The organism is Methylophaga sp. OBS4 (genome assembly GCF_026319305.1).
GTDB lineage: Bacteria > Pseudomonadota > Gammaproteobacteria > Nitrosococcales > Methylophagaceae > Methylophaga.
Genome location: NZ_JAPDMV010000031.1, coordinates 1 through 22,354 on the forward strand (window position 1 = coordinate 1; position 22,354 = coordinate 22,354).

26 protein-coding genes are annotated in these 22,354 nt (G+C 50.1%); 9 read left to right on the forward strand and 17 right to left on the reverse strand.

Annotated features, from left to right (window positions below; translation table 11 throughout):
* From OMP95_RS10040 to OMP95_RS10060, 5 genes are all read right to left on the reverse strand, one after another.
* Positions 1-394 (reverse strand): ThiF family adenylyltransferase (locus OMP95_RS10040; protein WP_266328400.1); only part of this gene is annotated, 394 nt, incomplete at its 3' end.
* 98 nt (positions 395-492) lie between these two features.
* Positions 493-2,487, reverse strand: coding sequence for a transglutaminase TgpA family protein (locus tag OMP95_RS10045; RefSeq protein WP_266328402.1), 1,995 nt, complete (start codon positions 2,485-2,487; stop codon positions 493-495).
* Entirely contained in the window at positions 2,474-3,448 is a 975-nt protein-coding gene (locus OMP95_RS10050) for a DUF58 domain-containing protein (RefSeq protein ID WP_266328404.1), read from the reverse strand. Before OMP95_RS10050 ends, OMP95_RS10045 begins: the two co-directional genes overlap by 14 nt.
* Position 3,449: 1 nt before the next feature.
* The gene (locus OMP95_RS10055) at positions 3,450-4,361 is read right to left on the reverse strand and encodes an AAA family ATPase (protein WP_266328406.1); all 912 of its coding nucleotides are present in this window, start codon (positions 4,359-4,361) and stop codon (positions 3,450-3,452) included.
* A gap of 157 nt (positions 4,362-4,518) precedes the next feature.
* On the reverse strand, positions 4,519-5,283 hold the full coding sequence (locus OMP95_RS10060; RefSeq protein ID WP_266328408.1) for a TatD family hydrolase: 765 nt from the start codon (positions 5,281-5,283) through the stop codon (positions 4,519-4,521).
* 32 nt (positions 5,284-5,315) lie between these two features.
* On the opposite strand from OMP95_RS10060, the gene OMP95_RS10065 reads away from it, so the two are divergent.
* The gene (locus OMP95_RS10065; protein WP_266328410.1) at positions 5,316-5,777 is read left to right on the forward strand and encodes a hypothetical protein; all 462 of its coding nucleotides are present in this window, start codon (positions 5,316-5,318) and stop codon (positions 5,775-5,777) included.
* 18 nt (positions 5,778-5,795) lie between these two features.
* Here the strand turns inward: OMP95_RS10065 and ggt are convergent, their stop codons facing one another.
* Together ggt and OMP95_RS10075 are read right to left on the reverse strand one after the other, a co-directional pair.
* Complete coding sequence (gene ggt, locus OMP95_RS10070) at positions 5,796-7,445, reverse strand: gamma-glutamyltransferase (protein WP_266328412.1); 1,650 nt, start codon at positions 7,443-7,445, stop codon at positions 5,796-5,798.
* A 1-nt stretch (position 7,446) separates the two neighbouring features.
* The gene (locus OMP95_RS10075) at positions 7,447-8,445 is read right to left on the reverse strand and encodes a rhodanese-related sulfurtransferase (RefSeq protein WP_266328414.1); all 999 of its coding nucleotides are present in this window, start codon (positions 8,443-8,445) and stop codon (positions 7,447-7,449) included.
* Between the two features lie 212 nt (positions 8,446-8,657).
* On the opposite strand from OMP95_RS10075, the gene OMP95_RS10080 reads away from it, so the two are divergent.
* Positions 8,658-9,074 (forward strand): hypothetical protein, encoded by a 417-nt coding sequence (locus tag OMP95_RS10080; protein WP_266328416.1) that lies wholly within the window; start codon positions 8,658-8,660, stop codon positions 9,072-9,074.
* Positions 9,075-9,096: 22 nt separating this feature from the next.
* Here OMP95_RS10080 and OMP95_RS10085 read toward each other — a convergent pair whose 3' ends face one another.
* The 5 genes from OMP95_RS10085 to OMP95_RS10105 all read right to left on the reverse strand — a co-directional run bounded on the left by OMP95_RS10085 (position 9,097) and on the right by OMP95_RS10105 (position 14,038).
* Positions 9,097-9,684, reverse strand: coding sequence for a YcbK family protein (locus tag OMP95_RS10085; RefSeq protein ID WP_266328418.1), 588 nt, complete (start codon positions 9,682-9,684; stop codon positions 9,097-9,099).
* A gap of 54 nt (positions 9,685-9,738) precedes the next feature.
* Entirely contained in the window at positions 9,739-11,280 is a 1,542-nt protein-coding gene (locus tag OMP95_RS10090) for a L,D-transpeptidase family protein (protein WP_266328421.1), read from the reverse strand.
* A 106-nt stretch (positions 11,281-11,386) separates the two neighbouring features.
* Positions 11,387-12,355, reverse strand: a complete 969-nt coding sequence (locus OMP95_RS10095) for a FecCD family ABC transporter permease (protein ID WP_266328423.1) — start codon at positions 12,353-12,355, stop codon at positions 11,387-11,389.
* On the reverse strand, positions 12,352-13,140 hold the full coding sequence (locus OMP95_RS10100) for an ABC transporter ATP-binding protein (RefSeq protein WP_266328425.1): 789 nt from the start codon (positions 13,138-13,140) through the stop codon (positions 12,352-12,354). Before OMP95_RS10100 ends, OMP95_RS10095 begins: the two co-directional genes overlap by 4 nt.
* Positions 13,118-14,038: an ABC transporter substrate-binding protein gene (locus OMP95_RS10105; RefSeq protein WP_266328427.1), complete on the reverse strand. Its 921-nt coding sequence runs from the start codon at positions 14,036-14,038 to the stop codon at positions 13,118-13,120. The genes OMP95_RS10100 and OMP95_RS10105 overlap by 23 nt, the downstream gene beginning before the upstream one ends.
* A 49-nt stretch (positions 14,039-14,087) precedes the next feature.
* Here OMP95_RS10105 and OMP95_RS10110 point away from each other — a divergent pair, with 49 nt between their 5' ends.
* Together OMP95_RS10110 and OMP95_RS10115 are read left to right on the forward strand one after the other, a co-directional pair.
* Positions 14,088-14,645, forward strand: coding sequence for a hypoxanthine-guanine phosphoribosyltransferase (locus OMP95_RS10110; protein WP_266328429.1), 558 nt, complete (start codon positions 14,088-14,090; stop codon positions 14,643-14,645).
* Entirely contained in the window at positions 14,645-15,385 is a 741-nt protein-coding gene (locus tag OMP95_RS10115) for an S-methyl-5'-thioinosine phosphorylase (protein ID WP_266328431.1), read from the forward strand. The genes OMP95_RS10110 and OMP95_RS10115 overlap by 1 nt, the downstream gene beginning before the upstream one ends.
* Here OMP95_RS10115 and OMP95_RS10120 read toward each other — a convergent pair.
* Positions 15,369-16,031, reverse strand: a complete 663-nt coding sequence (locus tag OMP95_RS10120; protein ID WP_266328433.1) for a CsiV family protein — start codon at positions 16,029-16,031, stop codon at positions 15,369-15,371. The genes OMP95_RS10115 and OMP95_RS10120 overlap by 17 nt on opposite strands.
* A gap of 302 nt (positions 16,032-16,333) precedes the next feature.
* Between OMP95_RS10120 and OMP95_RS10125 the strand changes: the two genes are divergently transcribed.
* Genes OMP95_RS10125 through OMP95_RS10140 form a run of 4 tightly spaced genes read left to right on the forward strand, consistent with a single transcriptional unit; the run spans position 16,334 to position 19,481 of the window.
* Positions 16,334-17,257, forward strand: a complete 924-nt coding sequence (locus OMP95_RS10125; protein ID WP_266328435.1) for an SPFH domain-containing protein — start codon at positions 16,334-16,336, stop codon at positions 17,255-17,257.
* 2 nt (positions 17,258-17,259) lie between these two features.
* A complete protein-coding gene (locus tag OMP95_RS10130) occupies positions 17,260-17,700 on the forward strand; it encodes an NfeD family protein (RefSeq protein ID WP_266328437.1) in 441 nt (146 codons plus the stop codon).
* Entirely contained in the window at positions 17,701-18,303 is a 603-nt protein-coding gene (locus OMP95_RS10135; RefSeq protein WP_266328439.1) for a histidine phosphatase family protein, read from the forward strand. It begins immediately after the preceding gene.
* Positions 18,300-19,481, forward strand: a complete 1,182-nt coding sequence (locus OMP95_RS10140) for a cupin domain-containing protein (RefSeq protein ID WP_266328442.1) — start codon at positions 18,300-18,302, stop codon at positions 19,479-19,481. The genes OMP95_RS10135 and OMP95_RS10140 overlap by 4 nt, the downstream gene beginning before the upstream one ends.
* Here OMP95_RS10140 and OMP95_RS10145 read toward each other — a convergent pair.
* Positions 19,478-19,993, reverse strand: a complete 516-nt coding sequence (locus OMP95_RS10145) for a zinc ribbon-containing protein (RefSeq protein ID WP_266328444.1) — start codon at positions 19,991-19,993, stop codon at positions 19,478-19,480. The two genes, OMP95_RS10140 and OMP95_RS10145, sit on opposite strands and share 4 nt — an antisense overlap.
* Positions 19,994-20,064: 71 nt before the next feature.
* On the opposite strand from OMP95_RS10145, the gene OMP95_RS10150 reads away from it, so the two are divergent.
* Positions 20,065-20,568 carry a disulfide bond formation protein B gene (locus tag OMP95_RS10150; RefSeq protein ID WP_266328446.1) on the forward strand — a complete coding sequence of 168 codons (504 nt, stop codon included), beginning with the start codon at positions 20,065-20,067 and terminating at the stop codon, positions 20,566-20,568.
* Between the two features lie 88 nt (positions 20,569-20,656).
* On the opposite strand, the gene infA is transcribed toward OMP95_RS10150, so the two are convergent.
* Genes infA through aat form a run of 3 tightly spaced genes read right to left on the reverse strand, consistent with a single transcriptional unit; the run spans position 20,657 to position 22,353 of the window.
* On the reverse strand, positions 20,657-20,875 hold the full coding sequence (infA, locus tag OMP95_RS10155) for a translation initiation factor IF-1 (protein ID WP_009726411.1): 219 nt from the start codon (positions 20,873-20,875) through the stop codon (positions 20,657-20,659).
* A gap of 57 nt (positions 20,876-20,932) precedes the next feature.
* Entirely contained in the window at positions 20,933-21,634 is a 702-nt protein-coding gene (locus OMP95_RS10160; RefSeq protein ID WP_266328448.1) for an arginyltransferase, read from the reverse strand.
* The gene (gene aat, locus OMP95_RS10165; RefSeq protein ID WP_266328450.1) at positions 21,631-22,353 is read right to left on the reverse strand and encodes a leucyl/phenylalanyl-tRNA--protein transferase; all 723 of its coding nucleotides are present in this window, start codon (positions 22,351-22,353) and stop codon (positions 21,631-21,633) included. Before aat ends, OMP95_RS10160 begins: the two co-directional genes overlap by 4 nt.
* Between the last annotated feature and the right edge of the window lies 1 nt (position 22,354).

The window sequence follows — 22,354 nt, forward strand, 5'->3', positions numbered from 1 at the left end:
CTGATTTCTTGCTGACACTGTCTATCGCATCAATCACTGCATCAAAGCCTTGGGCCAACAATTCAGGAATAGTGTCCGGGGTTAAAAATTCAGTGATTAAAGTGAGTTCACAATCCGGGTTAATGTCATTGATCCGGGCAGCCATGACATCGGCTTTCAAAACCCCGACAGTGGATTTAAGCGCCACCAGCTGGCGGTTCATATTGGAACCGGAGACCACATCGTGATCGATCAGCGTCATTTTACCCACCCCCATTCTGGCCAGCGCTTCAGCGGTATACGAGCCGACGCCGCCCATACCGGCCACAAAGACATGGCTGTTTTGCAGCCTTTCAATGCCTTCATCACCAATCAGAATGTGAGTGCGCTCAAATAACGGGTTGCTGTGCGCCATAATGTGTCCTCAAGTCGTTCTTGCCAGTCAAGGCGATATTATCAAGACGCATATTGTCTACGATCTGGCGAAAATGGCAAAAAAGTCTACTGACGATATTATGACAACGCCTTTTCAGGATGGAATTGTCTGACCTGTGAGTGGAATATCGCGCTGTGATGGGGCGTGTTCTGATAACGCAGCGCGATATACAAATCAGTAATATGTTGAATGGCTGCCCGTTGCTGCGGCAGCTGAGCTTGCGCACGGCGACAAAAATCCAACGGGCCTTCATGCGCTTGTCGCTCAAGCCCGACACGGGCCAGTTTGTCACAGAATCGCTGATAACTTCTTACCACCGGGTCGGTGTGTTGGCGCTGCAACAAAAGCAATGTGGCAATTAAGGCGGAAACCACTGTCAGTGTAAGCACCAGCCATATTGTCATTTTGCGCCAGTCCGGATTTTCCATGCCCAGCAGCGACAGGAATTCTTTTTGGGTTTCCGGCCCATAGGCCAGCACCCATAAATCCCAGGTACTGTTCAGCGCATCCCAGTTATTACGCAGTTGTTGCCACACATCAACCAGCAAGTCGCTGCGTGAAATTAGCCGGGGAGACTGTCTTTCTGGCGGTAGTAACTCGAAAATACCGCGTTCGATACGTGCCTCTGAGACAGCAGCGGTGGGGTCGATACGGATCCAGCCTTCGTTTTTGAGCCAGACTTCGGTCCAGGCATGGGCGTCACGCTGTCTGACCACCAGTAAATTATCCACCGGGTTAATTTTACCGCCGAGATAACCTGTGACAATACGTGCCGGGATACCGGCAGCGCGCATCAGGACCGTAAAGCTGGCGGCATAGTGTTCACAAAAACCGCGCCTGCTGCCAAACAGGAAACCATCGATAGGGTCCCCCTGAATCAGGGGAGGCGTCAGTGTGTAATAAAAATCCTGCTCACGGAAAAATCGCAATACTCGCTGAATATAGGCATGCTCGTCGGTGGCTTGCTGATGCCATGTTTTTGCCAGTTCCACCGTACGCAAATGTTGGCCGGCGGGCAGGTCTAACGCCGATTGCACAAAGGGTTCGCTATCGGCATTAAAAATAAAATCAGTTTGGGAAACCAGTTTGTACTGGGTCCGTTTTTGTATTTTTTTGTAACTGCGTAACTGACCATCTTCCGTGATGAAAGACGATATTGCTTTAGGTTTGCCCTGCGGCATATCCAGCGCGAATAACCAGCGATGATCATGCGGTTCCATGGTTATGGTGTATGAATAATGCTGACCCTGATAGGTTATATCGGGTTTGGTTTGCATTTGTTTGTCCTGATCCAGCTCGGTCCAGGTAGTGCCATCGGTCTCCCATAATACCGGCCCTCGCCAATACAGCTGCGAAGCCGGTGGCGGCGTCTGTTCGAATTTGACTCGAAAAGCGATCGCATCAGATTGGATCAACTCACTGATTTTTCCCAGTGTCATTTTGTCATCCATGCCGGTGGTGGCGGTGTGGGCATCCTGCGGCAGCCCCCATAACGGGCCGGCGACACGGGGAAACAAAACAAACAGCAACAGCATTACCGGCAGCGCCTGCAACAACATACTGCCAGCCAGGCGGAAACGGGGGATGATGCGAAATTGTGACGGGGAATGCAGACCGATCAGGCTGACTGTCATCACTGTCACCACTACAAACATCAACAGCATAACCGGGATCGACTGGGTATAGAAAAAATTGGTAATGATCAGAAAATAACCAAGATAACAGCTGATAAAGACATCGCGCCGGGACTGGATTTCAACCAGTTTCAGTCCGAGCATCATGATCAGCAAGGCCACGCCGGCATCACGTCCGATAGTGGTGCCATATTGGCTGATCAGTAATAACAAACAGCTGGCGGCGAGACCGGATAACACCCATTTCAGAGGCCGGTGTTGTGGAGAGGGGACAGGCCAGCCACGCCAGTGATGCATGACCCGCCAGCTCACCATGCTGATAAATATGGCACTGACCCACCATGGCTGATAGAAAAAGTGCGGTAAGGCCCCTAATGAAAGGCCCAGCATCAGCCATAACAAAGTTGGTGAGTGCAACGGTGGTTCAATTGTTTTCATACAAAGCCAGCATTTTCAGACAGCGTTGTAACTGTATATCCCCGTGACCTGAAGGTACGCGCTGTGTCGGTAACACCAAGCTGTAATGTAATCCCTGCTGTTCAGCCTTCAGCAGCCACTGACACAACTGGGACAAGCGGGCTTCGGTGCCGTCCAGTTGTCCCACATCATGCCAACTAAGAATAATATCCATGCCTTGTGGACTGCTGAATTGTTTAGTGCGCAGTTTTTCATCACGGGCCAAGGCTTTCCATGCCACCGCATGCATGGGTTCACCCGGGCGATAAGCATTAAATCCGGCAAAATCATCGATACCGCGCTGTTCTTGTTGTTGATTGCTGTTGCCGTATTGTTTGGCGTTGGGTAGCGGCAGTTCCCCGGCTGGCGCCGGGTAAACCAGGATGGCACTGTGGCTGTCAAAATAGGTCCAGCTATTGAACAATCCCAATGGAAACTGGCTGGCAAGACGAAATCTGCCCAGGTGAAGCCAGCCGCGTTGATGCGTTTCCATTCGGACAGTAATGGCTTTGCTTTGTTGCGCGGGCAACTCGGCAGCTGTGTTGAGGTGTCGGTAGCCGCGTAAAAATGAGAAAGGCAGCCATGATCGTTCAGGCTCTGTGGCGCGGTAGGCAATATCTATCTGGTAGCTATCGCGATGGAAACGGTTAAACAGATGCAGTTGCAACAGGGCCGTTTGTCCGCAAAATACGGCTTCGCCTTCAGCATGGCTGAATTCGATATAGCGCAGATTACGATAATTATGATACATGCCGACCCAGCCCAGACTGGCCAGCAAGAAGGTCAGTAAATGCCCGAGGCTGTTACTGTAATTGATGGCGCCGAGCAACAGGAGCAGCAGTAACAGCCCGTAGCCATAACCCATACGTGTCGGTACGATATAGATACGTCGGCCTCTGAGCGAGGCCAGTTTTTGCCAGGGCTGACGCAAGGATCTGAGCATGTCAGGGAATGGCAACCTGGCTGATTAAGGTAGCGATCCAGTTAGCGCTGGCTTGATCTTCTCTGGGGTTGAGCCGGTGCCTGACAACAGCAGGCAGCACGGTTTGTACATCTTCAGGCAACACATGATCACGCCCTGTAACCAAGGCCGCAGACTGGGACGCATGTAATAAGCCCAGCCCTGCCCGGGGAGAAAGGCCGAAATGATAGAAGCCGGATTCGCGGGTAAAGGCGAGGATAGACTGAATATAATCGATCAGAGCTGCGGAGACTTTGACCTGTTCTACCTGTGCTTGCAGCTGCAGCAGTTCATCAATATTCACCACGGCCTGCAGGGTTTTAAGCAGTTCACGGCGCTCTTTTCCCTGTAACAAGGCTCTTTCAGAACTGGCATCGGGATAACCGATTTCAAGACACATCAGAAAACGATCCTGCTGTGATTCGGGCAGAAAAAATGTGCCGATCTGATTGGCCGGATTCTGGGTGGCAATCACAAAAAAAGGTTCTGTCAGCGGATAGGTCTGGCCATCCATGCTGACCTGCTGCTCTTCCATCGCCTCCAGTAACGCACTCTGAGTGCGCGGCGTGGCACGATTGACTTCATCAGCCAGAATCAACTGGTTGAATATCGGGCCGGGGTGAAATACGAAGTGTTGTTGGTCGCGTTCATAAACCGAGACGCCCAGAATATCGGCGGGTAACATGTCACTGGTGAACTGGATGCGCTGAAACCCCAGTCCCAGTGTGGCAGCCAGCGTATGCGCCAGCGTTGTTTTACCCACGCCCGGCAAATCTTCAATCAGCAAATGACCTTTTGCCAGCAGGCAGGTCAGGGCCAGTTTTACGACGTCTTCCTTGCCCAGAATAATGCTGTTGATGGTCTCCAGAATTCGGGAAATGTTGTCAGTACTCATGTTGTTATCCATTGGTTAAGCGGCGTTCCGTTGAGGTTCATCATACTATGGTGCCATCAGGGCTTGTTAACACTAGCTGAATTATCGCTGAAGTGGATCAGGCGTGATAAATATTGAAAGAGCACAGGTGTTTAGTCTCATCCAGTGATTGATAGGATTAAAAATCAAACAGGCGTTTGCAGTTGTTGCTGGTGGCCGCGGCCAGTTCATTTTCAGACTGGTTACGAATTTCGGCCAGTTTTTCTAGAATAAGCGGAATGTTTTCCGGCGAGTTACGCTCACCCTGATGACCGATCAACGGCATATCGGGGGCGTCGGTTTCCAGTACGATGCTGTCCAGCGGCAGTTCGGCAAATAATCGCTGCAATTTCTGCGCGCGCGGATAGGTCAAAGCGCCGCCAACACCAAATAAAAACCCCAGCTTCCGATAGTGCTCGGCCTGCTGCATGCTGCCGTTGAACGCATGCACAATGCCGCCTTTTATATTGGCGTTTCTCAGTATTTTGAGTACTTCATCATGCGCTTTACGCACATGCAGAATCAGCGGCAGCCCGAACTGTTCAGCCAGTTTGATTTGCTGGACAAACAAGGCCTGTTGTTGCTCTTTATGATGATTTGGCAGGTAAAAATCGAGGCCGATTTCGCCTATGGCAATGGGATTGTTTTCAGTTAATGCCTGTTCCAGAGCCTGAATATCTTCGGGCCGGTGCCGATGCATGAACATCGGGTGTAGGCCCAAAGCCAGTTTTAACATGGGGTGGGTCTGGCTGACTTGGATAAGTTTTGGCCAGCCCTGCCTGCAGACACCGGGCACGATGATGTGCTGGAGCCCTAGTTGTTCACAGTGCTGCAGTATCGCATTGCGGTCGACATCAAAATTAGCAAAATCCAGATGACAATGACTGTCAATCAGATGCAACATGAACTGTGCCCACTATCAGCAGGAGGACCGTTATGTCCGAAACTTTTGAAAAGGCCAGTAAGCCACATGAGCTTTTCATGTTCAATCTGGCTGTTTTTCATTTTTTTGTTCCGGCTATTTTGTTTGGCAGCGAGCGGTTATGGCTGATATTCAGCGTGCCCTTATTCTGCTCGTTAGCAATCATAACATCAATCGCCCGGCAGGCTAATAAGCCCGAAGGTAAAGCTGAGCTGGTGCAGGCACACTGGCAGTTAGCGTGGAAGCGCAGCCGTTATTTGTTGCTGGCATACGCTGTTAGCATTGTTTTATTCACGCTGGGATACTTGATACTGCAAACTCAGCCTGATGAGAACATGAAGTTTATTCAGTTGGCTGTGGTCGGCTGGCTTTCGTTGGTACCGCTCTCTGTGGCCATTGTCTTATTGATTATCCTTGAGACCAGTGCCTTGGCTCAGGCCCGGAAAGGCATCATGCCCGACGAGATGAAGTTATAAGGCACCTGCACCGAAATCTTAGCGGACAAGGGCCAACCCTTCACCCCTGGGATCGCTGGCGGCGCTGAGCTGATGATCGTTCTTATCCACAATGATGACTTGCATATCACCGTATTGACGGTTCAGCAGCTTGATTTTATGACCTCGTTCCGAGAGCGCCTGACGTTCTGCTTCGCTAAAGCCCTTGTTTTCTATCTGCACTTCATCCGGCAGGTATTGGTGATGAAAGCGGGGGCTGGCAACAATATCTTCGGCGCTTTTACCGGCAATAAAGTCCAGTACGCTCAGTAGCACCATGCTGATAATCCGGCTGCCGCCCGGCGTCCCGGTAATCATTAAACGTTCGTCATTTTCGACAAAAGTGGGTGACATGCTGGATAACGGTCTTTTGTGGGGCGCGATGGCATTGGCCTCATTGCCGATAAGGCCATAAACATTAGCGGTGCCGGGCTGGGCAGAAAAATCATCCATTTCATCATTGAGCAGTACACCGGTGCCATCGGCAACAAAACCGGAACCGAAGGGATAGTTGATACTGAGCGTGGCAGCAACCCGGTTGCCATGCTGATCGATAATGGAAAAGTGGGTGGTGTTTTCACCTTCAGTCTCAAGGTTTTCACTATTGGTACTGCGGCTGGCGTGAAAGTCATCGATGCTGTCACTGAGCCAGCGACCGTATCCAGGTCGCGTCAGGTGAGAAGGAATAGTGACAAAATCAGCATCACCCAGATAGCGGCTGCGGTCACGGTAAGCCCGGCGCATGGCTTCGATAATCCAGTGGCGTTGCTGGGTGGTATCAGCCCCGCTCAGATCAAACTGCGCCAGCTGGTTGAGTATGGTCAGCAACACAATGCCACCGGATGAAGGCAAAGCTGCAGAACTTATCTTGAAACCTTGATATTCACCGGTCACGGGAGTGCGTTGCTTCACCTCGTACTGTTGCAAATCGGCCAATGTCCAGATACCGCCATTTTTCCGTACCGATTCGACCAGTTTTTGTGCTATGGCTCCCTGATAAAAACCTGCCCGTCCTTTATCGGCAATAGCTTGCAAGGTGTCAGCCAAATCCGGTTGCTTCAGCGTGAAGCCGATTTCCGGCACCTGGCCATTTTGGAGAAAAATGGCGTTGCTTTCTGCATAGCTTTGCAAAATGTTAAGACGGAATTCTGCCAGCCGTTGATAACGCTGACTGACTTCGAAACCTGTGCGCGCATAACGTATGGCAGGAGCCAGAGATGTTGACAGCGGTAGCTTGCCATAATGATGACTCAAAAGATCCAGTGCAGCAGGTAGGCCGGGAATGCCGGCGGCTAAGGGGCCGTCCAGAGAGCGTGTTGTCTGAAAGTCGCCGTTTTCATCCAGATACATATTCCTATGTGCCGCGCCGGGCGCTGTTTCACGACCATCAATCATGATCTGGTAACCATCTTCTGCTTGATGCAGTAACCAGAACCCGCCACCGCCCAGTCCCGAACCTGCCGGTTCGACAACGGCCAAAGCGGCGCTGACTGCCACGGCGGCATCAAAGGCATTGCCACCCTGATTGAGTATTTCAAATCCGGCTTGTGTTGCCAGTGGATGCGCTGTGGCGATAGCTGCTTGCTGCTTGTCTGCCAGCAGCGGTGTTGAGACAAGTAACAACAGACAGACAAGGATTCGTCGCAACATATCAGCGGTGATGTTTTTTCAGTGAAGCAAGGCGATCCAGCTCACGACGGCGGCGTTTCTCGGCGCGGTTCATGGCTGCGGTTTCCGCTGTTTCGGTACCAATATGAGCCTCACCGCGCAGGCGGGCCAATTGCATTTGTTTTTCCCGCTCGGCAAAACGCGCTTTCTGCGCCTCTGTAGTCTGGTTAAAACAGTGCGGACAGCTGACACCTTTTTCATACAGTGGACTTTGTTTGTCTTCTTCTGTAATAGGCAGACGACAGGCATGACACTGATCGTAATCACCTTTTTCCAGCTGGTGATTAACGGTGACACGGTCATCAAACACAAAACAGTCGCCCTGCCACAGGGATTCCTGCTGCGGGACTTCTTCCAGATATTTCAAAATCCCGCCTTGCAGATGGTAGACCTCTTCAAATCCTTGCTCTTTAAGGTAGGCGGTAGATTTTTCGCAACGGATACCACCGGTGCAGAACATGGCGACTTTTTTGTGTTTTTGCGGATCGAGTTGTGATTTTACATAGTCGGGGAAATCACGAAAGCTGGCAGTTCTGGGATTGACCGCATTTTTGAAGGTGCCGACCTGAACTTCATAGTCATTACGCGTATCAACCAGTAATACATCCGGCTCGGAAATCAATTTGTTCCATTCTGCCGGTTTGACATAGGTGCCGACCACTTGCTGGGGGTCAATACCTTCGACGCCCATAGTGACAATTTCTTTTTTCAATTTAACCCGTGTGCGCAGGAACGGTGGGGTATCAGTGTAAGATTCTTTGAAACTCAGCTCGGCCAGGCGTTGATCCTGACGCAGATAATCCAGCAGCGCATCGATAGCATTACGTGAACCGGCTACGGTGCCGTTGATACCTTCTTTTGCCAGCAGCAAAGTGCCACGAATTTCACGATTAAGCATGAATTTGAGCAATGGCGATTTCAAATCCTGAAAGTTGTCCAGCGTGACAAATTTGTATAGAGCGCAGACGACGATGTGGGGCATGGTGGATCCTGTATCGATAATTATCTTGTTATTTTACTTGGATTTATGTGCCTTGTCCTGAAACCGCTGGTACTAGCTGAAACAGTCATAATCCATAAGTTAAGCAGGTGAAAAATTCGATTTTATTTTGTCTTGCACAGGGTTAATATAAATCAATTGAATGCGGGTCAATGCTGATCCGACGATCCCAATCAATAATCAAAGTGACGATTATGGAAGACAGGGAATATCTGAAACTGACCAATCAGCAATGGCAGGATGATGATTTGCGCTGGCAACAGGAAATGGCTGAATGGCAGCATGAAACACAACGTCTGGTGGCTTTGCTATACATGCTGGAAAAAGCCTTGCCGGAACATTCCTCCAAACTGGAGCAGCATAAATTACGTATCACACACCATAACGAAGAACTGGCCCGTTACCGTTGTGGCCTGGATGCCAACTGTTTGACGACCTGTCCCAATCATATTGATCTGAAGCAGCAGCGAAAACAGCATCAGCTAATGGCAAAACGTCATCAGTCGATGATACGGGAACATGAAGCTTTCAGTAAGGATTACCGCAACAAAATGCATAAATTCCGTGAACTGGCGGAAAAGTTACTGAAGGAGCTGGAAGCGTTTTCCTAGGAGCCTGTCTGAGAACAGACTCCTAACCTTGCCAGCTACGTACACGACCGGTATCGACGTGAATAAAGTCAGAACCGGGGTAATAACCGACACCGCCGATTTTCATCTTCATCGCTGCTTTGCGCAGTTCAGCCAGTTGCCGTCCGGGCAGGCGGATATCGATCGCCTTACCTTGCATATGCAAACTTTTTTTGGCTACGCCGTTACTGTTTTGTTGCAGCATGGCATTGGTTTTGGGCGAGCGGTAACCGGAAATAACATGAAAAGGTTGTTTGCCATGCATTTTCTGATGCAGCAGGTTCAGCATATCAATCAGATCGTTGTCGATATCGTTGATGTCACCGGTGCGATGATCCCGCAGCACCCGGTTAATAGCCTGCAATTCTGCGGATTGATATTGGCCTTCGGCCCAGTAGGTGGCTTTGACCTGCTCACCCGTATGCAGGTTATGCAAAGAAAGCGTTCGTTCAGGTTGCTTGAGTATGTTAGCAAAGGCATTCGGCATGGCTAATGTGGCGGTTGCGCCGATACCTATTTGCAGAAGACGCCGCCTGCGCTGACAGGTGTCAGTTGTTAATGCCTGTTTTTTGGTGATGATTTTTGCCGTCATAATTGCCCCCCCGGGTAAACGCAATTCGGTCGATTATAATTAAATTTTGTTTAGTTACAAGAATTTAACCATGCGCTGATCACGCTGGTAGTGATCTGGTGCAAACGATATCACGTTGTTATGGGGCCAAACGGTGAAGTAGACCGCATAAACCGGCAAAGGGTCACGGAGCGGCTGACCGCGATTTTTATTACTGACGATTTGCTCCTGCACCCACAATTGCGCATTTTCCCGGTTGAGACTGAAATTGGCCAAAGCCAGTGGATCTTCAACACGTATGCAACCGGAACTGAAATTCCGTTGACTCTGTTCAAAGAGTTCTTTGTGTGGTGTGTCATGCAGGTAGATATTCCAAGGGTTCGGGAACATGAATTTAATCTGGCCCAGTGCATTGTGTTTGCCGGGAAGTTGCTGCAGCCGGTAGGGAAAGTTACGGGAATCGAGGCTGTTCCAATCCACGCGATAGGGATCCACTTCAGTTTGAAAATCTGTGTTTCTGAGATAGATGCGAAAGCCATGGAGAAAGAAATAATCCGGATTTTCCTGCTGTTTAGGCAACAAATCCAGGCGTGCCAGTTTATGAGGTACGCTCCAGTAAGGATTAAACACGATATGGGTCATGGCACTGTTGAAGCTGGGCGTGGAACGCACACGCCTGCCGACAATCACCCGCATGTCCAGCACCGTCTCAGCCTCATTTATCGCCGTCAGTTGATAACTGCCCAGATTCACCAGCAAATAACGTCGGCCCAGATCATTCGGTAACCAGCGAAGACGTTCCAGGTTCAGTTTGATTCTCCGTACCAGATCTTCGGCAGCTATGTTCAGCGTGTGCAGTGTTTCGCTGCCGATAATGCCGTCAACTTTGAGTCCATGTCGTTTCTGAAAACGTGTAACGGCGTCAACCAGTATGTTGTCGTACTGCGGGTTCTGTGCATTATCCTGCTGTGATAGAACCGTTTCTTCCACGGCCAGCCTGGCCCTGATTAAGGGAATATAAGCATGTTTATCACCCGGTCTCAGCAAGGGCGTGGCTGGTATCGTTTGCCAGCCGCCTCGATCGACATAGCGCTGATACTGCGCTAACGCTGTGGTGAGTTGATGATACTGTGGGAGCTGTGGAATCAATTCGTTCAGAGCGTTTTTCAGATACGGCGCCAATAAAGCCTGTTGCAGAATATCAGCTTCGTTGATCTGATCTCTGGCAATAAACCAATCTGGATCAACCACAGCAGGATCCAGACGCCCAATCGCTAGATCGTGGATCAGGTGCAACAAGGCGTCTGTCAGCAAGGTGTCGAAATAACGGGCGATCTCTTCATTTTGCAGGGGGAGCAATTGTTGCAGCAGGCTGAGATGGTAATCGTCCGGATCCAGCCCGTGAATGGCGGATGCGGTGATAAAACTGAGTGCATCCTGTGCCTGGCGGGTCAGTTGCTGCTGTTCCAGCCAGATATAATCCGGTTGCTGCTGAAGAAATGCGGCCAGTTGCGGGTGGTCAGGGCTAGGCAATACTGCTGATTGTGCAAAAAGCTGCTGCGATGAGAATAAGCTCATCACGAATACAATCAAAACCAGACTAATCCTTGCTTTCACAGCTGCCTCGCCGACTTTGGGAATGCCCCGGGAGTCTGTTTATAATCGCAGCACCACAATTATTAGACAGACTCAGAATTAATCTTCACATGCTGTTGTAACGGGGTCAAGCGGTGTGCTGGCGACTTTTGATCAGCAACCATAAAAAGAAAGGGCCCCCCAGCAGGGTAGTAATCACACCGACCGGCAGTTCCGCAGGCGCAATAACAAGCCGGGCAACGGTATCACACAGAATCAGAAAACCACCGCCAAACATCAGTGTAGCCGGTACCAGCCAGCGATGATCAGTACCGATTAACAAACGGCAGATATGCGGCACCATCATGCCGATAAACCCTATCGGTCCGCATAAAGAGACGATAGCACCGACACATAACGAAGTAGTAAAGAACAGCAGGTAACGCACTCGTTTGACAGACACGCCACGGCTGATCGCAATTTCATCGCCCGCCATCAGCAGGTTCAGTTCGCGGCTGAGCCAGATAATAACAGCGCTGCTGACCGCGACTACAGGTAACAGTTGTAACAGCTGCTGATACCCGGTGATGGTTAATCCCCCCATCAGCCAGCGGATAATACGGAAAGAATCATTGATATTACTGAGATATTGGGTGAACAGGATCAGGCTGGAAAAGAAGAAGCTGGTCGCAACACCGGTCAACAGCAGGGTTTCACCGGAAAATCCGTAGCGGAACTGGCTGACGCCATAGACAAAGCTGATGGCTGTTAAAGCGCCAATAAACGCACATAGTGTAATGCTGTCCAGGCCCAGCACGCTGAAGCTGAAACCGAAAAAAACGCTTAACGCCGCCCCCAGCGAGGCACCACTGGCCACGCCCAGAGTGAAAGGTGTCGCCAGCGGATTATGAAACATGGCCTGAAATACCATGCCGCACAAAGCCAGGCCACAGCCGGCAACAAAAGCGAACAGTACTCTGGGCAGACGGATATCGGTCAGGATTTGTTGCCTGATTTCGGCGGTGCCGATATCGCCGAGTCCAATCCAGGGGCTTAACAGCATTATCAGCAGGCTGAGGATACTGATCACAATAAGTATGGGTAAAGGCTTGTTCATGATTGTGCGGGCAGGGCAATATTTCTGCCGCTATGAGGGTGGGGGACAAACACAAAATCCTGATTGTAGAGTGCTTTAAGCAAGTCTGCCTGTAAAAAGTCTTCACTGGCGCCAAACCACAACCTTTCACCTTGTTTCAATGCCAGCACCTGTTGGCTGTGCTGGCTGGCATGATTGATATCGTGACTGACTTCAATCACGGTGATGCCGTGTTGCTGGTTAAGGCGATGAATCAGCTGATGTACTTCGACCTGATGGTGCGGATCCAGATAGCTGGTGGGTTCATCCAGAATCATGATGGGGGTTTGCTGACATAAAGCTGCGGCAATCATGACCCGCTGACATTCGCCGCCACTTAAAGTTGTCATTTGCCGCTGACGAAACGGGGCAGTGTTGGTGATACGGAAAGCGTCTTCCACCGCTTGCTGATCCTCGGGCAGCCAGTCAGACAGGGCTGTGTGATAGGGATAACGTGCCATTTTGACAAAATCTTCAACCTGGAACGGCAGTTGGCGGCCGCTATTTTGCGGTACATAGCTGATAAGCCGTGCCAGCTGGCGCTGTGAATAAGCCTGCATGCTTTTTCCGTGAAGCAGGATCTCCCCTTGACTGGGTGACAATATGCCGACCAGAAGACGCAGCAGCGTGCTTTTACCTGAACCATTGGGACCCACCACGGCCAGATGGTCTCCTTCAGCCACATCGAAACTGATGTTCTGCAGCAGTGTTTTATCGTGAATCGACAGGGAGAGCGCACGGATCTTAATCATCAAATTGGTTTTCATCCCAATCCAGATTCGGGTGCAACAGTTGTGCAAACTCCGGCAACAGGCGAAAAATCCTCGGGCCGGGTACACTAGCGTAGCTGTGTTGGATAATGTGTACCCGGCCTGATTTGACTGCATTGACATGAGACAAGGTTTGCCACTGTTTTTTGACCTGTTGCATATCGCTGTAATGATCATCCTGCTCCGGAAAGACGTCGATAATAACATCCGGATTCATCCGGATAATGCCTTCCGCCGATATCGAAGGCACCATGATATGACGGCTGGTGAAGACGTTCTCGCCGCCAGCCAATAGCAACAAGTCGTTGTAGAAATCATTTTGACCAGCCACATACACCGTATCAAGTTGCTCACTGTTGACATAGTGCGCGATGGAAATCAGCGTACGCACGGGTTCAAGGCCGGCAACCTTGTCAGTGACGCTGTTGATTTGCTGCTGGATATCTTCCAGCAGGGTTTCGGCCTGTTGTTGTTGACCCGTCAGATTGCCGATGCTGGCAATGGCTGCCTGAATGCCCAGCAAGGTACTATTGTCGACGCTGTGGGTGCTGATGCCCAGTTGTTGTAACTGCTGCTGTAATTTTTGCTGGCCTTTGAGCATGATGACCAGATCGGGTTGCAAAACCACTACGGCTTCCAGGCTGGTGTCGACATAACCGCCCACTTTGGGCAGGGCCTTCGCTGCGGGCGGATAGTCACAATAATCCGTCACGGCAATCAGCCTGTTACCAAGACCGATGGCAAAAACCATTTCGGTAATACTGGGCGACAATGAGATAATACGCTGATAATGATGGTCTGCATCAGTTGCGGGCAAAGACTGCTCGTTATCTGGACGCAGTAATACCACTGCGAGCATGACAACAAACAGCAACAGCGGCCAGAATCGGCGCATGGGTGATTTCCCGAGTACAAAATTAACATTATAAAGCCCCGGACCAAATATGAAGAATGAAACAATGACACAGATGGAAACGATGCTCCGACAAGCGGAATTGCTTTACAGCATGGCGGACATTGATCTGGCGCTGGATAAACTGGCAGCCGAATTACACCGCGATTATGCAGAGAAAGATCCTGTCATGCTGTGTGTGATGAACGGGGCGGTGATGACAGCCGGACATTTGTTGCCAAAACTGCTGTTTGCCTTGGAGCTGGATTATATTCATGCCAGCCGCTATGGCGACAAAACCGTGGGCGGAGAGCTTATCTGGCAATCGCAGCCGACGATTGATATCCGTGGTCGGCATGTGGTGCTGATAGAGGATATCTTTGATGAAGGTATCACCCTGGCCGCATTGCGTGCTTATTGCCATGAGGCGGGCGCCGACTCGGTTCGTTGTGCCTGCCTGTTGGATAAAGAGCGTGACGATAAAAAAGGGCCGTTGCCCGAATATATCGGGCTGACAGTACCGGATCGTTATGTGTTTGGATTTGGTATGGATGTCGAAGGGTACTGGCGTAACCTACCGGCGATTTATGCGATGAAGGAGGAGGATTAATGAGTCTGCTTGGCATAATAGGCGGCAGTGGTCTGTGTGATTACAAAGGGCTGGAAATCACCGATGTGCGCGATATCGAAACACCTTTTGGTATGCCTTCGGCACCGGTCAGAATGGGGCTGCTGGATGATAAACCGGTTGTGTTTTTACCGAGACATGGCGAAAAACATTCCATTGCCCCGCATCGTATTAATTACCGCGCTAACCTCTGGGCCTTGCATAATATCGGGGTTTCCCATGTCCTGGCGGTGGCTGCGGTAGGGGGGCTCAATAGTGATTTTGGACCCGGGACGCTGGCAGTACCGGATCAGATTATCGATTACACTTTTGGACGCGAGCAAAGCTTTTTTAATGATGACTTCAGTGCTGACAAGCATATCGATTTTACTTACCCCTATGATGCGGAACTGCGAGATCTTATGCTCGATGCCGCACGTGGAATGAATACGTCGATGATGGATGGCGCGACTTATGGTGCGGTGCAGGGACCCCGACTGGAAACGGCGGCCGAAATCAGACGCATGGCACGAGATGGTTGTGATCTGGTGGGCATGACCGGTATGCCGGAAGCTTATCTGGCGCGTGAGTTAGGCATGGCTTATGCCACGCTGGCGGTCGTGGCAAACTGGGGTGCGGGTATTGCCGATGGCGAACTGACTATGCAGCAGATTCATGACACGTTGGCTGAGGGATTAGATAAAGTTTGCTCGGTTATCGCTGCAGTTACTCAGTCTCTGTAAGCGATGACGCAGCAGGCAGAGAATAGCTCTCAGGCGTTTTTGATACTGCTGCGGCCGGCGTGGCAACAGGTGTCAGCTCCATAATCGCCGCGATGCGCGGATGATCAAAGTAGATCAGTTCCTTGCTGCGTATACGACGGATTTGTTGCAGATGCGGGTTGTTGGGGCCACTCAGGTCCACGCCTTGGTTTGAAGTATCTGACCAACTGCTGATGCGGGAACCGTTTTCCTTGAACCACAGATCGATATCGGCATGCAGATAGGTCACTTTGTAGAGTTTAAGCTGACCTTCCACCAGATTATTGTCCGACTTGATTTGAATGCCTTTGGCGCTGCTTTTGCTCAGAACCGGCTGTTGCCAGGCTTTGTGGTAATGTACCCGGTAATTAGCAGAACCCCGCAGGCGTTGGGCAACCCCTGCCAGTGTTTCCGTCGAAGCGGGTTGAATGTAATTATTGGCCATTTGCGGGTTGAGACTGCCACTGCGAATATTGCTCATTACCGGCCAGTGTTCAGCATCGGCGCCGCTGAATCTTTCAAAAACAAGCAGTTCCACGTGATACCACTGTTGGGCAGAGGCGCCGAAGCTCAACAGAGCCAGCGTCAGAGCAAACATCAATCTGATAAACAAAGGGTATGTGTTCATATCAACCTTGGGTTAGGTGAAGATAAGGCTATTGTCCACCGAACTGGCAAACAGATTCAAGTTACATGCCAGAAATTAAGGATTGCTGATATTATCAACCTGTACTCCTAAAAAACGCAGTTGGATAATGAAAAGTAGCGGCAGCTCTTGCAACGCTTGGCCATGAGAACAATGGGCTAATCACCAATAAGGTGACCACGCCATTTTTCTGCGCCATTTACTGCAAATGAATACCACTCTTTTTCCGCACCCAATTGTGTTTTCCAGGATGAACAATGCTGATTAACCGGGAGAAGATAAATATGGGTGGGTTTTCGAGTTTCGCACTGTTTTTTTTAGTGCTGGCGGTCATTATTATCCTGATGGGCGTGAAGTCAGTTCAGCAGGGCAGAGAGTTTACCGTGGAACGTTTTGGCCGTTACACACGCACGTTACGTCCGGGGCTGAACCTCATTGTGCCGGTGATGGACAGCATCGGTGCCAAGATAAATATGATGGAACAGGTGCTGGATGTGCCTTCGCAAGAAATCATTACCAAGGATAATGCGATGGTCCGGGTCGATGGCGTGGTGTTTTTTCAGGTGATTGATGCGGCTAAAGCCGCGTATGAAGTCAGCGAACTGCATAACGCCATCCTTAATCTAACCATGACCAATATTCGAACCGTGATGGGATCGATGGATCTGGACGAACTGCTGTCCAAACGTGATGACATCAACGCCCGTCTGCTTCACGTTGTTGATGACGCCACAACCCCTTGGGGCGTTAAAGTTACCCGCATTGAAATCAAGGATATCGCACCGCCTGCCGATCTGGTTGAAGCGATGGGCCGGCAAATGAAAGCCGAGCGGGAAAAGCGGGCCAATATTCTTGATGCCGAAGGTGATCGTCAGGCAGAAATTCTACGTGCTGAAGGTGAAAAACAGGCGGCCATTCTGGAAGCAGAAGGCCGCCGTGAGGCTGCTTTTCGTGATGCCGAGGCGCGTGAACGTCTGGCAGAGGCTGAAGCACGCGCCACTACGATGGTGTCGGAAGCGATTGCCAAAGGCGATATTCAGGCGGTGAATTACTTTGTGGCGCAAAAATATGTTGAGGCATTGAAAGATATGGCATCAGCGAACAATCACAAAGTCATCATGATGCCGCTGGAAGCCAGTAATATCATTGGTTCTGTGGCTGGTATCACTGAACTGGCTAAAGAGGCCTTTGCTAAAAAAGGAGCTTGAACATGCCTGTTATGATTGATTTCTGGCATTGGTGGATTTTTGCTGTGGTGTTGCTCATCATTGAGATCCTCGCTCCCAGCTTCTTTGCCTTGTGGATGGCTATTGCGGCTTTTCTGACAGGACTAGCGTTACTACTGGCACCGCAACTGAGCTGGGAGTATCAGTTGCTGTTGTTTGCCGTGTTGTCTGTACTCAGTATTGTGTTGTGGCGACGTTATTACCTAAAAAATCCGGTTGTCACTGATCAGCCGGCATTGAATCGACGCGGTGAGCAATATGTAGGGAGGATCATCACTTTGCAGGCCCCCATTGTTGATGGCATCGGCAAAATTAAATTGGATGATTCCACCTGGAAAATTCAGGGACCGGACTGTGAGGCTGGTACCAAAGTGAAAATTACCGCTTTGAACAACGTGGTGTTCACAGTGGAGGTGGTAGATTGAATGATACCTACGGTGATTGATCTGCTAAGACATGGCGAACCGGAAGGCGGTCACTGTTATCGCGGCCAGATCGATGATCCGCTTAGCGCTCTTGGCTGGCAACAGATGCGGCAGATTGTCCCGGCCGAGCTGCCCTGGCAGCAGATTGTAACCTCACCTTTAAGTCGTTGTGCCGCCTTTGCTGAGGAACTGACACGTAGCAGTGGTTTGCCGCTGACTTATGAGCCACGCTTTATGGAGATCGGTTTCGGTGAGTGGGAGGGTAAAACCGCAACTGAGCTGGAAGCCGCAGACAAACAGGCTTTTTATGCTTTTTACGATGATCCGTTGTTAAACACGCCGCCAGGGGCGGAACCGCTCAATGAATTTCAGCAACGTATTGTTGCGGCCTGGCGGGATTTGCTCAATCAATATCAACAACGTCATATTCTGCTGGTTGCCCATGCCGGCACTATCCGTATGATCCTGGCCCATGTACTGGATATACCCTTGCACGCGGTATTTCGTATTCAGGTGCCGTATGCGGGGTTGAGCCGTATCAGTGTGTCCGATGCCGGCGCGCGCGCTTACGCACAATTACAATTTCATGCAGGACGTTTATGACGGCTTTTTTCAACACAGGTCTTAGTCAACAACAATTTCTTCAACAGTACTGGCAAAAAAAACCACTGCTGATTCGACAGGCTTTTGCCGATTTCAAATCACCGATCTCGGCGGATGAGCTGGCCGGTCTGGCCTGTGAAACAGATATCGAGTCACGCTTGATTGAGGAACAAGGTGAACACGGACCCTGGCAACTGCGTCATGGACCGTTTGATGAAGCTGCTTTTGCCGGACTGCCGGCTTCAAACTGGACTTTACTGGTGCAGGATGTGGATAAACATGTGCCGGAACTGTTTGCATTGTTACAGGCATTCAATTTTATTCCTGACTGGCGCCGTGATGATTTGATGGTGAGCTACGCGCCTGTGAACGGCAGTGTCGGGCCGCATACTGACGGTTACGATGTTTTTCTGCTGCAGGCCATGGGGACGCGCCGTTGGCAAATCAGTGATGAACCGGTGACAGAAGCGCGGTTTGTGGCTGGTCTTGATTTAAAGATTTTATCCGAATTTAAAGCTGATTCAAGCTGGGATTTATCTCCCGGCGATATGTTGTATCTGCCGCCGCATCATGCCCATCATGGCGTAGCCCTTGATGCGTGCATAACCTTTTCAATCGGCTTCAGGGCACCGACACAAAGCGAATTGCTGGATGCTTTTCTTCATACCCTGACAGAGCAGGACGGAGGCCAGCAACGTTATGCTGATCCGGATCTACAAGTGACCGAGAACGACAAGCAAATTGATACTGCGGCGCTACAGCGCTTCAGACAGTTACTGGTTGACTGCATTAACCAGTCTGATGAATTGCTCATCACCTCAGTAGGACGCTTATTGACCGAAACTAAACCCGGCCTTGAGCTACTGGCAGATGAGCTTTGCAGTGATGATTGCAGTGATGAGGAAATTGGCAGGCGTTTTGCCGAGGGTGATAAACTACTGCGCAACCACTTTTTGCGTTTTGCCTGGGCTGAGACCGATGCGGGGCTGACCTGGTTTGTAGCCGGGGAGGCTTATACTCTGGGCAAGCAGGCAAAACTGCTGATGCCGATGTTAAGCTCGGCAGCGCAACTGACCGCAGTCGAATGGCAAGTTTTCAGGCAACATCCTCAGGGAATTGAGTTACTGCAACAACTGATTGCCGCCGGTGGTTGGTATTGGAACCGTGATGTGGATTAATGTTTGTGACTGCGTTTAAAAACTGTTTTATGGCATTTGGGGCAGGGCGGAATGCGGCTGGTTTTCTTGAAATGTATTTCACTGCCACAGGCTGCACAGATCAAGGTACCGATCCCGGTAATCTCGCCCGTGTGGTATTCTTGTGCCCGTTTTGCCTGAGCGGCCAGTCGGTTAAGTTCCAGCCGGGTTTTATCAGTGACGCGGGCAAACAGATCCAGCATGCGTTGTTCGACCAGTTGCAAGTCAAAGCTTAACCAGCTCGATAATTCTTTGCCGGTATTTTCCAGGTAGACGGCAGCATCATGAAGGTCACGACGGAGATATTCTGCTACTTTTTCAGCTTCATCGGATGTTATTTCTTTCAGCTCGACCGCTTGTTTCTTGGCCTTGTCTATATTTCTCTGTAACGCTGGCAAGGCTTGTTCTTCAGCATCATCGAGCAAGTGATTTACCCGTTCCATCATTTTGTCGTAAGCAGCAATGAGTTTTTTCTCAAAATTTTCCTGATTCATTGTATTACTCCTTTAATCATCGTGCCTTTTAGGTTAAGTTAACACAGATTATTGAAAGAGAGGGAACCATTTTGCACACATTTCGCGGGGTTTTTCTGGCGGGTTTTCTAGTGTGTCTGTCGATGCTGCTGATTGCCGGTTATTTTCAGTTTATCGAGCATCTTGACCCTTGTCCTTTATGCATTTTACAGCGGGTAATGGTGCTGGTTGTGGGGATCGTATTTTTGCTGGGCGCCATCCATAACCCTGTCAGTGTAGGCCGGCGTGTTTATGGTTTTCTGGTAGTGGTATTTTCTTTACTGGGCGCAGCCATTGCCGGTCGTCATGTCTGGTTACAGAGTCTGCCAGCCGAACAAGTGCCCAGCTGTGGCCCCGGACTTAACTTTATTTTGGAAAACTTCCCGATTTCTCAGGCGGTTGATATGGTATTGAGAGGTTCGGGTGAGTGTGCTGATGTGATGTGGACTTTTCTGGGCCTGAGTATTCCGGGCTGGACGCTGGTGGCTTTCGTCGTGATGGCATTGATGGGATTGTCACAATTATTCGGCACACACAAACGCCCCGATTTTATTTGAACGGGTAAGTCGGGTTCTCCGCAGTTAAGTGGCACTAGGGCGGGGGAAAGCAGGGAGGAGCCATGCCAGAGCATGGCCAGGACGATTTCTAGCGGGCGCGGTAAACGATACGGCCTTTGCTCAGGTCGTATGGGGTCAACTGAACGGTAACTTTATCTCCGGTCAGAATACGGATGTAGTTTTTACGCATTTTGCCTGAGATATGGGCTGTGACAACATGGCCGTTTTCCAACTCTACACGGAAAGTAGTGTTTGGCATGGTGTCAATTACGGTGCCTTCAAACTCGATATGATCTTCTTTTGCCATAAATGTTTTAATGATCTTGGATTAAAAAGACCATTCTGCCGTAATATCACTGATTATTCAAAGTTTTTTATTCAGTGGTCGCCAGCTTGACTGATAGGCCTCAATGGCTGAAAAGCGGCTTTTGTAGCACATTTTGGGGCTTTCTTCTATCCAGTACCCGAGATAAAGCCATGATAGTTCATAGTTTCTTGCCAGTTCAATTTGTTTCAAAATAGCCAAGGTACCCAAGCTGCGCTTGCTCATTTCCGGATTAAAGAAGGTATAAAACGCTGAAGCACCATTAATTATGAAATCGGTAACAGCTACAGCGACCAGTTGTTCCTGCAAGCGGAATTCGATAAAGGCAGTGTCACACCAACTGCTTATCAAAAAGTTGATGTAGCTGTCGACACTGGGATTGTCCATGCCACCGCCCCGGTGGCGACCAGCCAGATAACGGCAGTACAGATCGAAATGTTCGCTGCTGAACTCGGCGGGTTTGATCTTGAGCTGGATATCCCTGTTACGTTGCAAGCAGCGTCGCTGGCTGCGATTAGGTTTGAAATCAGCCACATTGATGCGTACCGGTACACAAGCTTCACAATCCGGACAGTAGGGACGATAGATATGATCGCCGCTGCGGCGAAAGCCATGCTGAATTAAATGGCTGTATAGCTGTTTGTTGAGTGGTCTGTTGGGGTCCGGATAGATGTTGCGGGCACGCCGACCCTCCAAATAAGAGCAGGCATGGGGCTGATCCTGATAGAAGTCGAGACTCATAAGCTTACCGGCAGATCAGCATCAAGCTGCCAGCGGGATGGCAGATCAGGCTGATCACATAGTTGCTGAAGTTGTTGAACAAACAGGTCACGGGGTATTTCTACCGCGCCCATGCTGGCCAGATGATCCGAGTATATCTGACAATCAATCAACGGTACGCCCCAGCGTTGTAATTGCTGACATAATGCTACCAGAGCGACTTTAGAACTGTCTGTGACAAAGCTGAACATGGATTCACCAAAAAATGCTTTTCCAATGGCCACACCATAGAGACCACCAACCAATTTATTTTGTTGCCAGCATTCGACACTGTGGGCATAACCTAGTCGATGCAGTTCATTATAGGCTGAAATTATTTCTTCATGAATCCAGGTACGGTTATCCGGGTCAGTGGGTTGATTCGCGCGTGGAGCTGAGCAGGCATTCATCACTTTTTCAAATGCCTGATCAAAGGTTACGGTGAATACCTGTTTACGCAGGGTTTTATTAAGGCTTTTGCTCACTTTGACGGCATCAGTAAACAATACCATGCGCGGATCAGGACACCACCAGAGGATAGGATCATTTTTATTAAACCAGGGAAATATGCCGTGGCGATAGGCATCCAGTAGTCTTTGCGCAGATAAATCGCCGCCTGCGGCCAGAAGGCCGTGTTCCGTCGCCTGCTCGACTGGCGGAAAGCGACTGTTTGTTGTGGCCGCTAACCAGGTGATAGACATA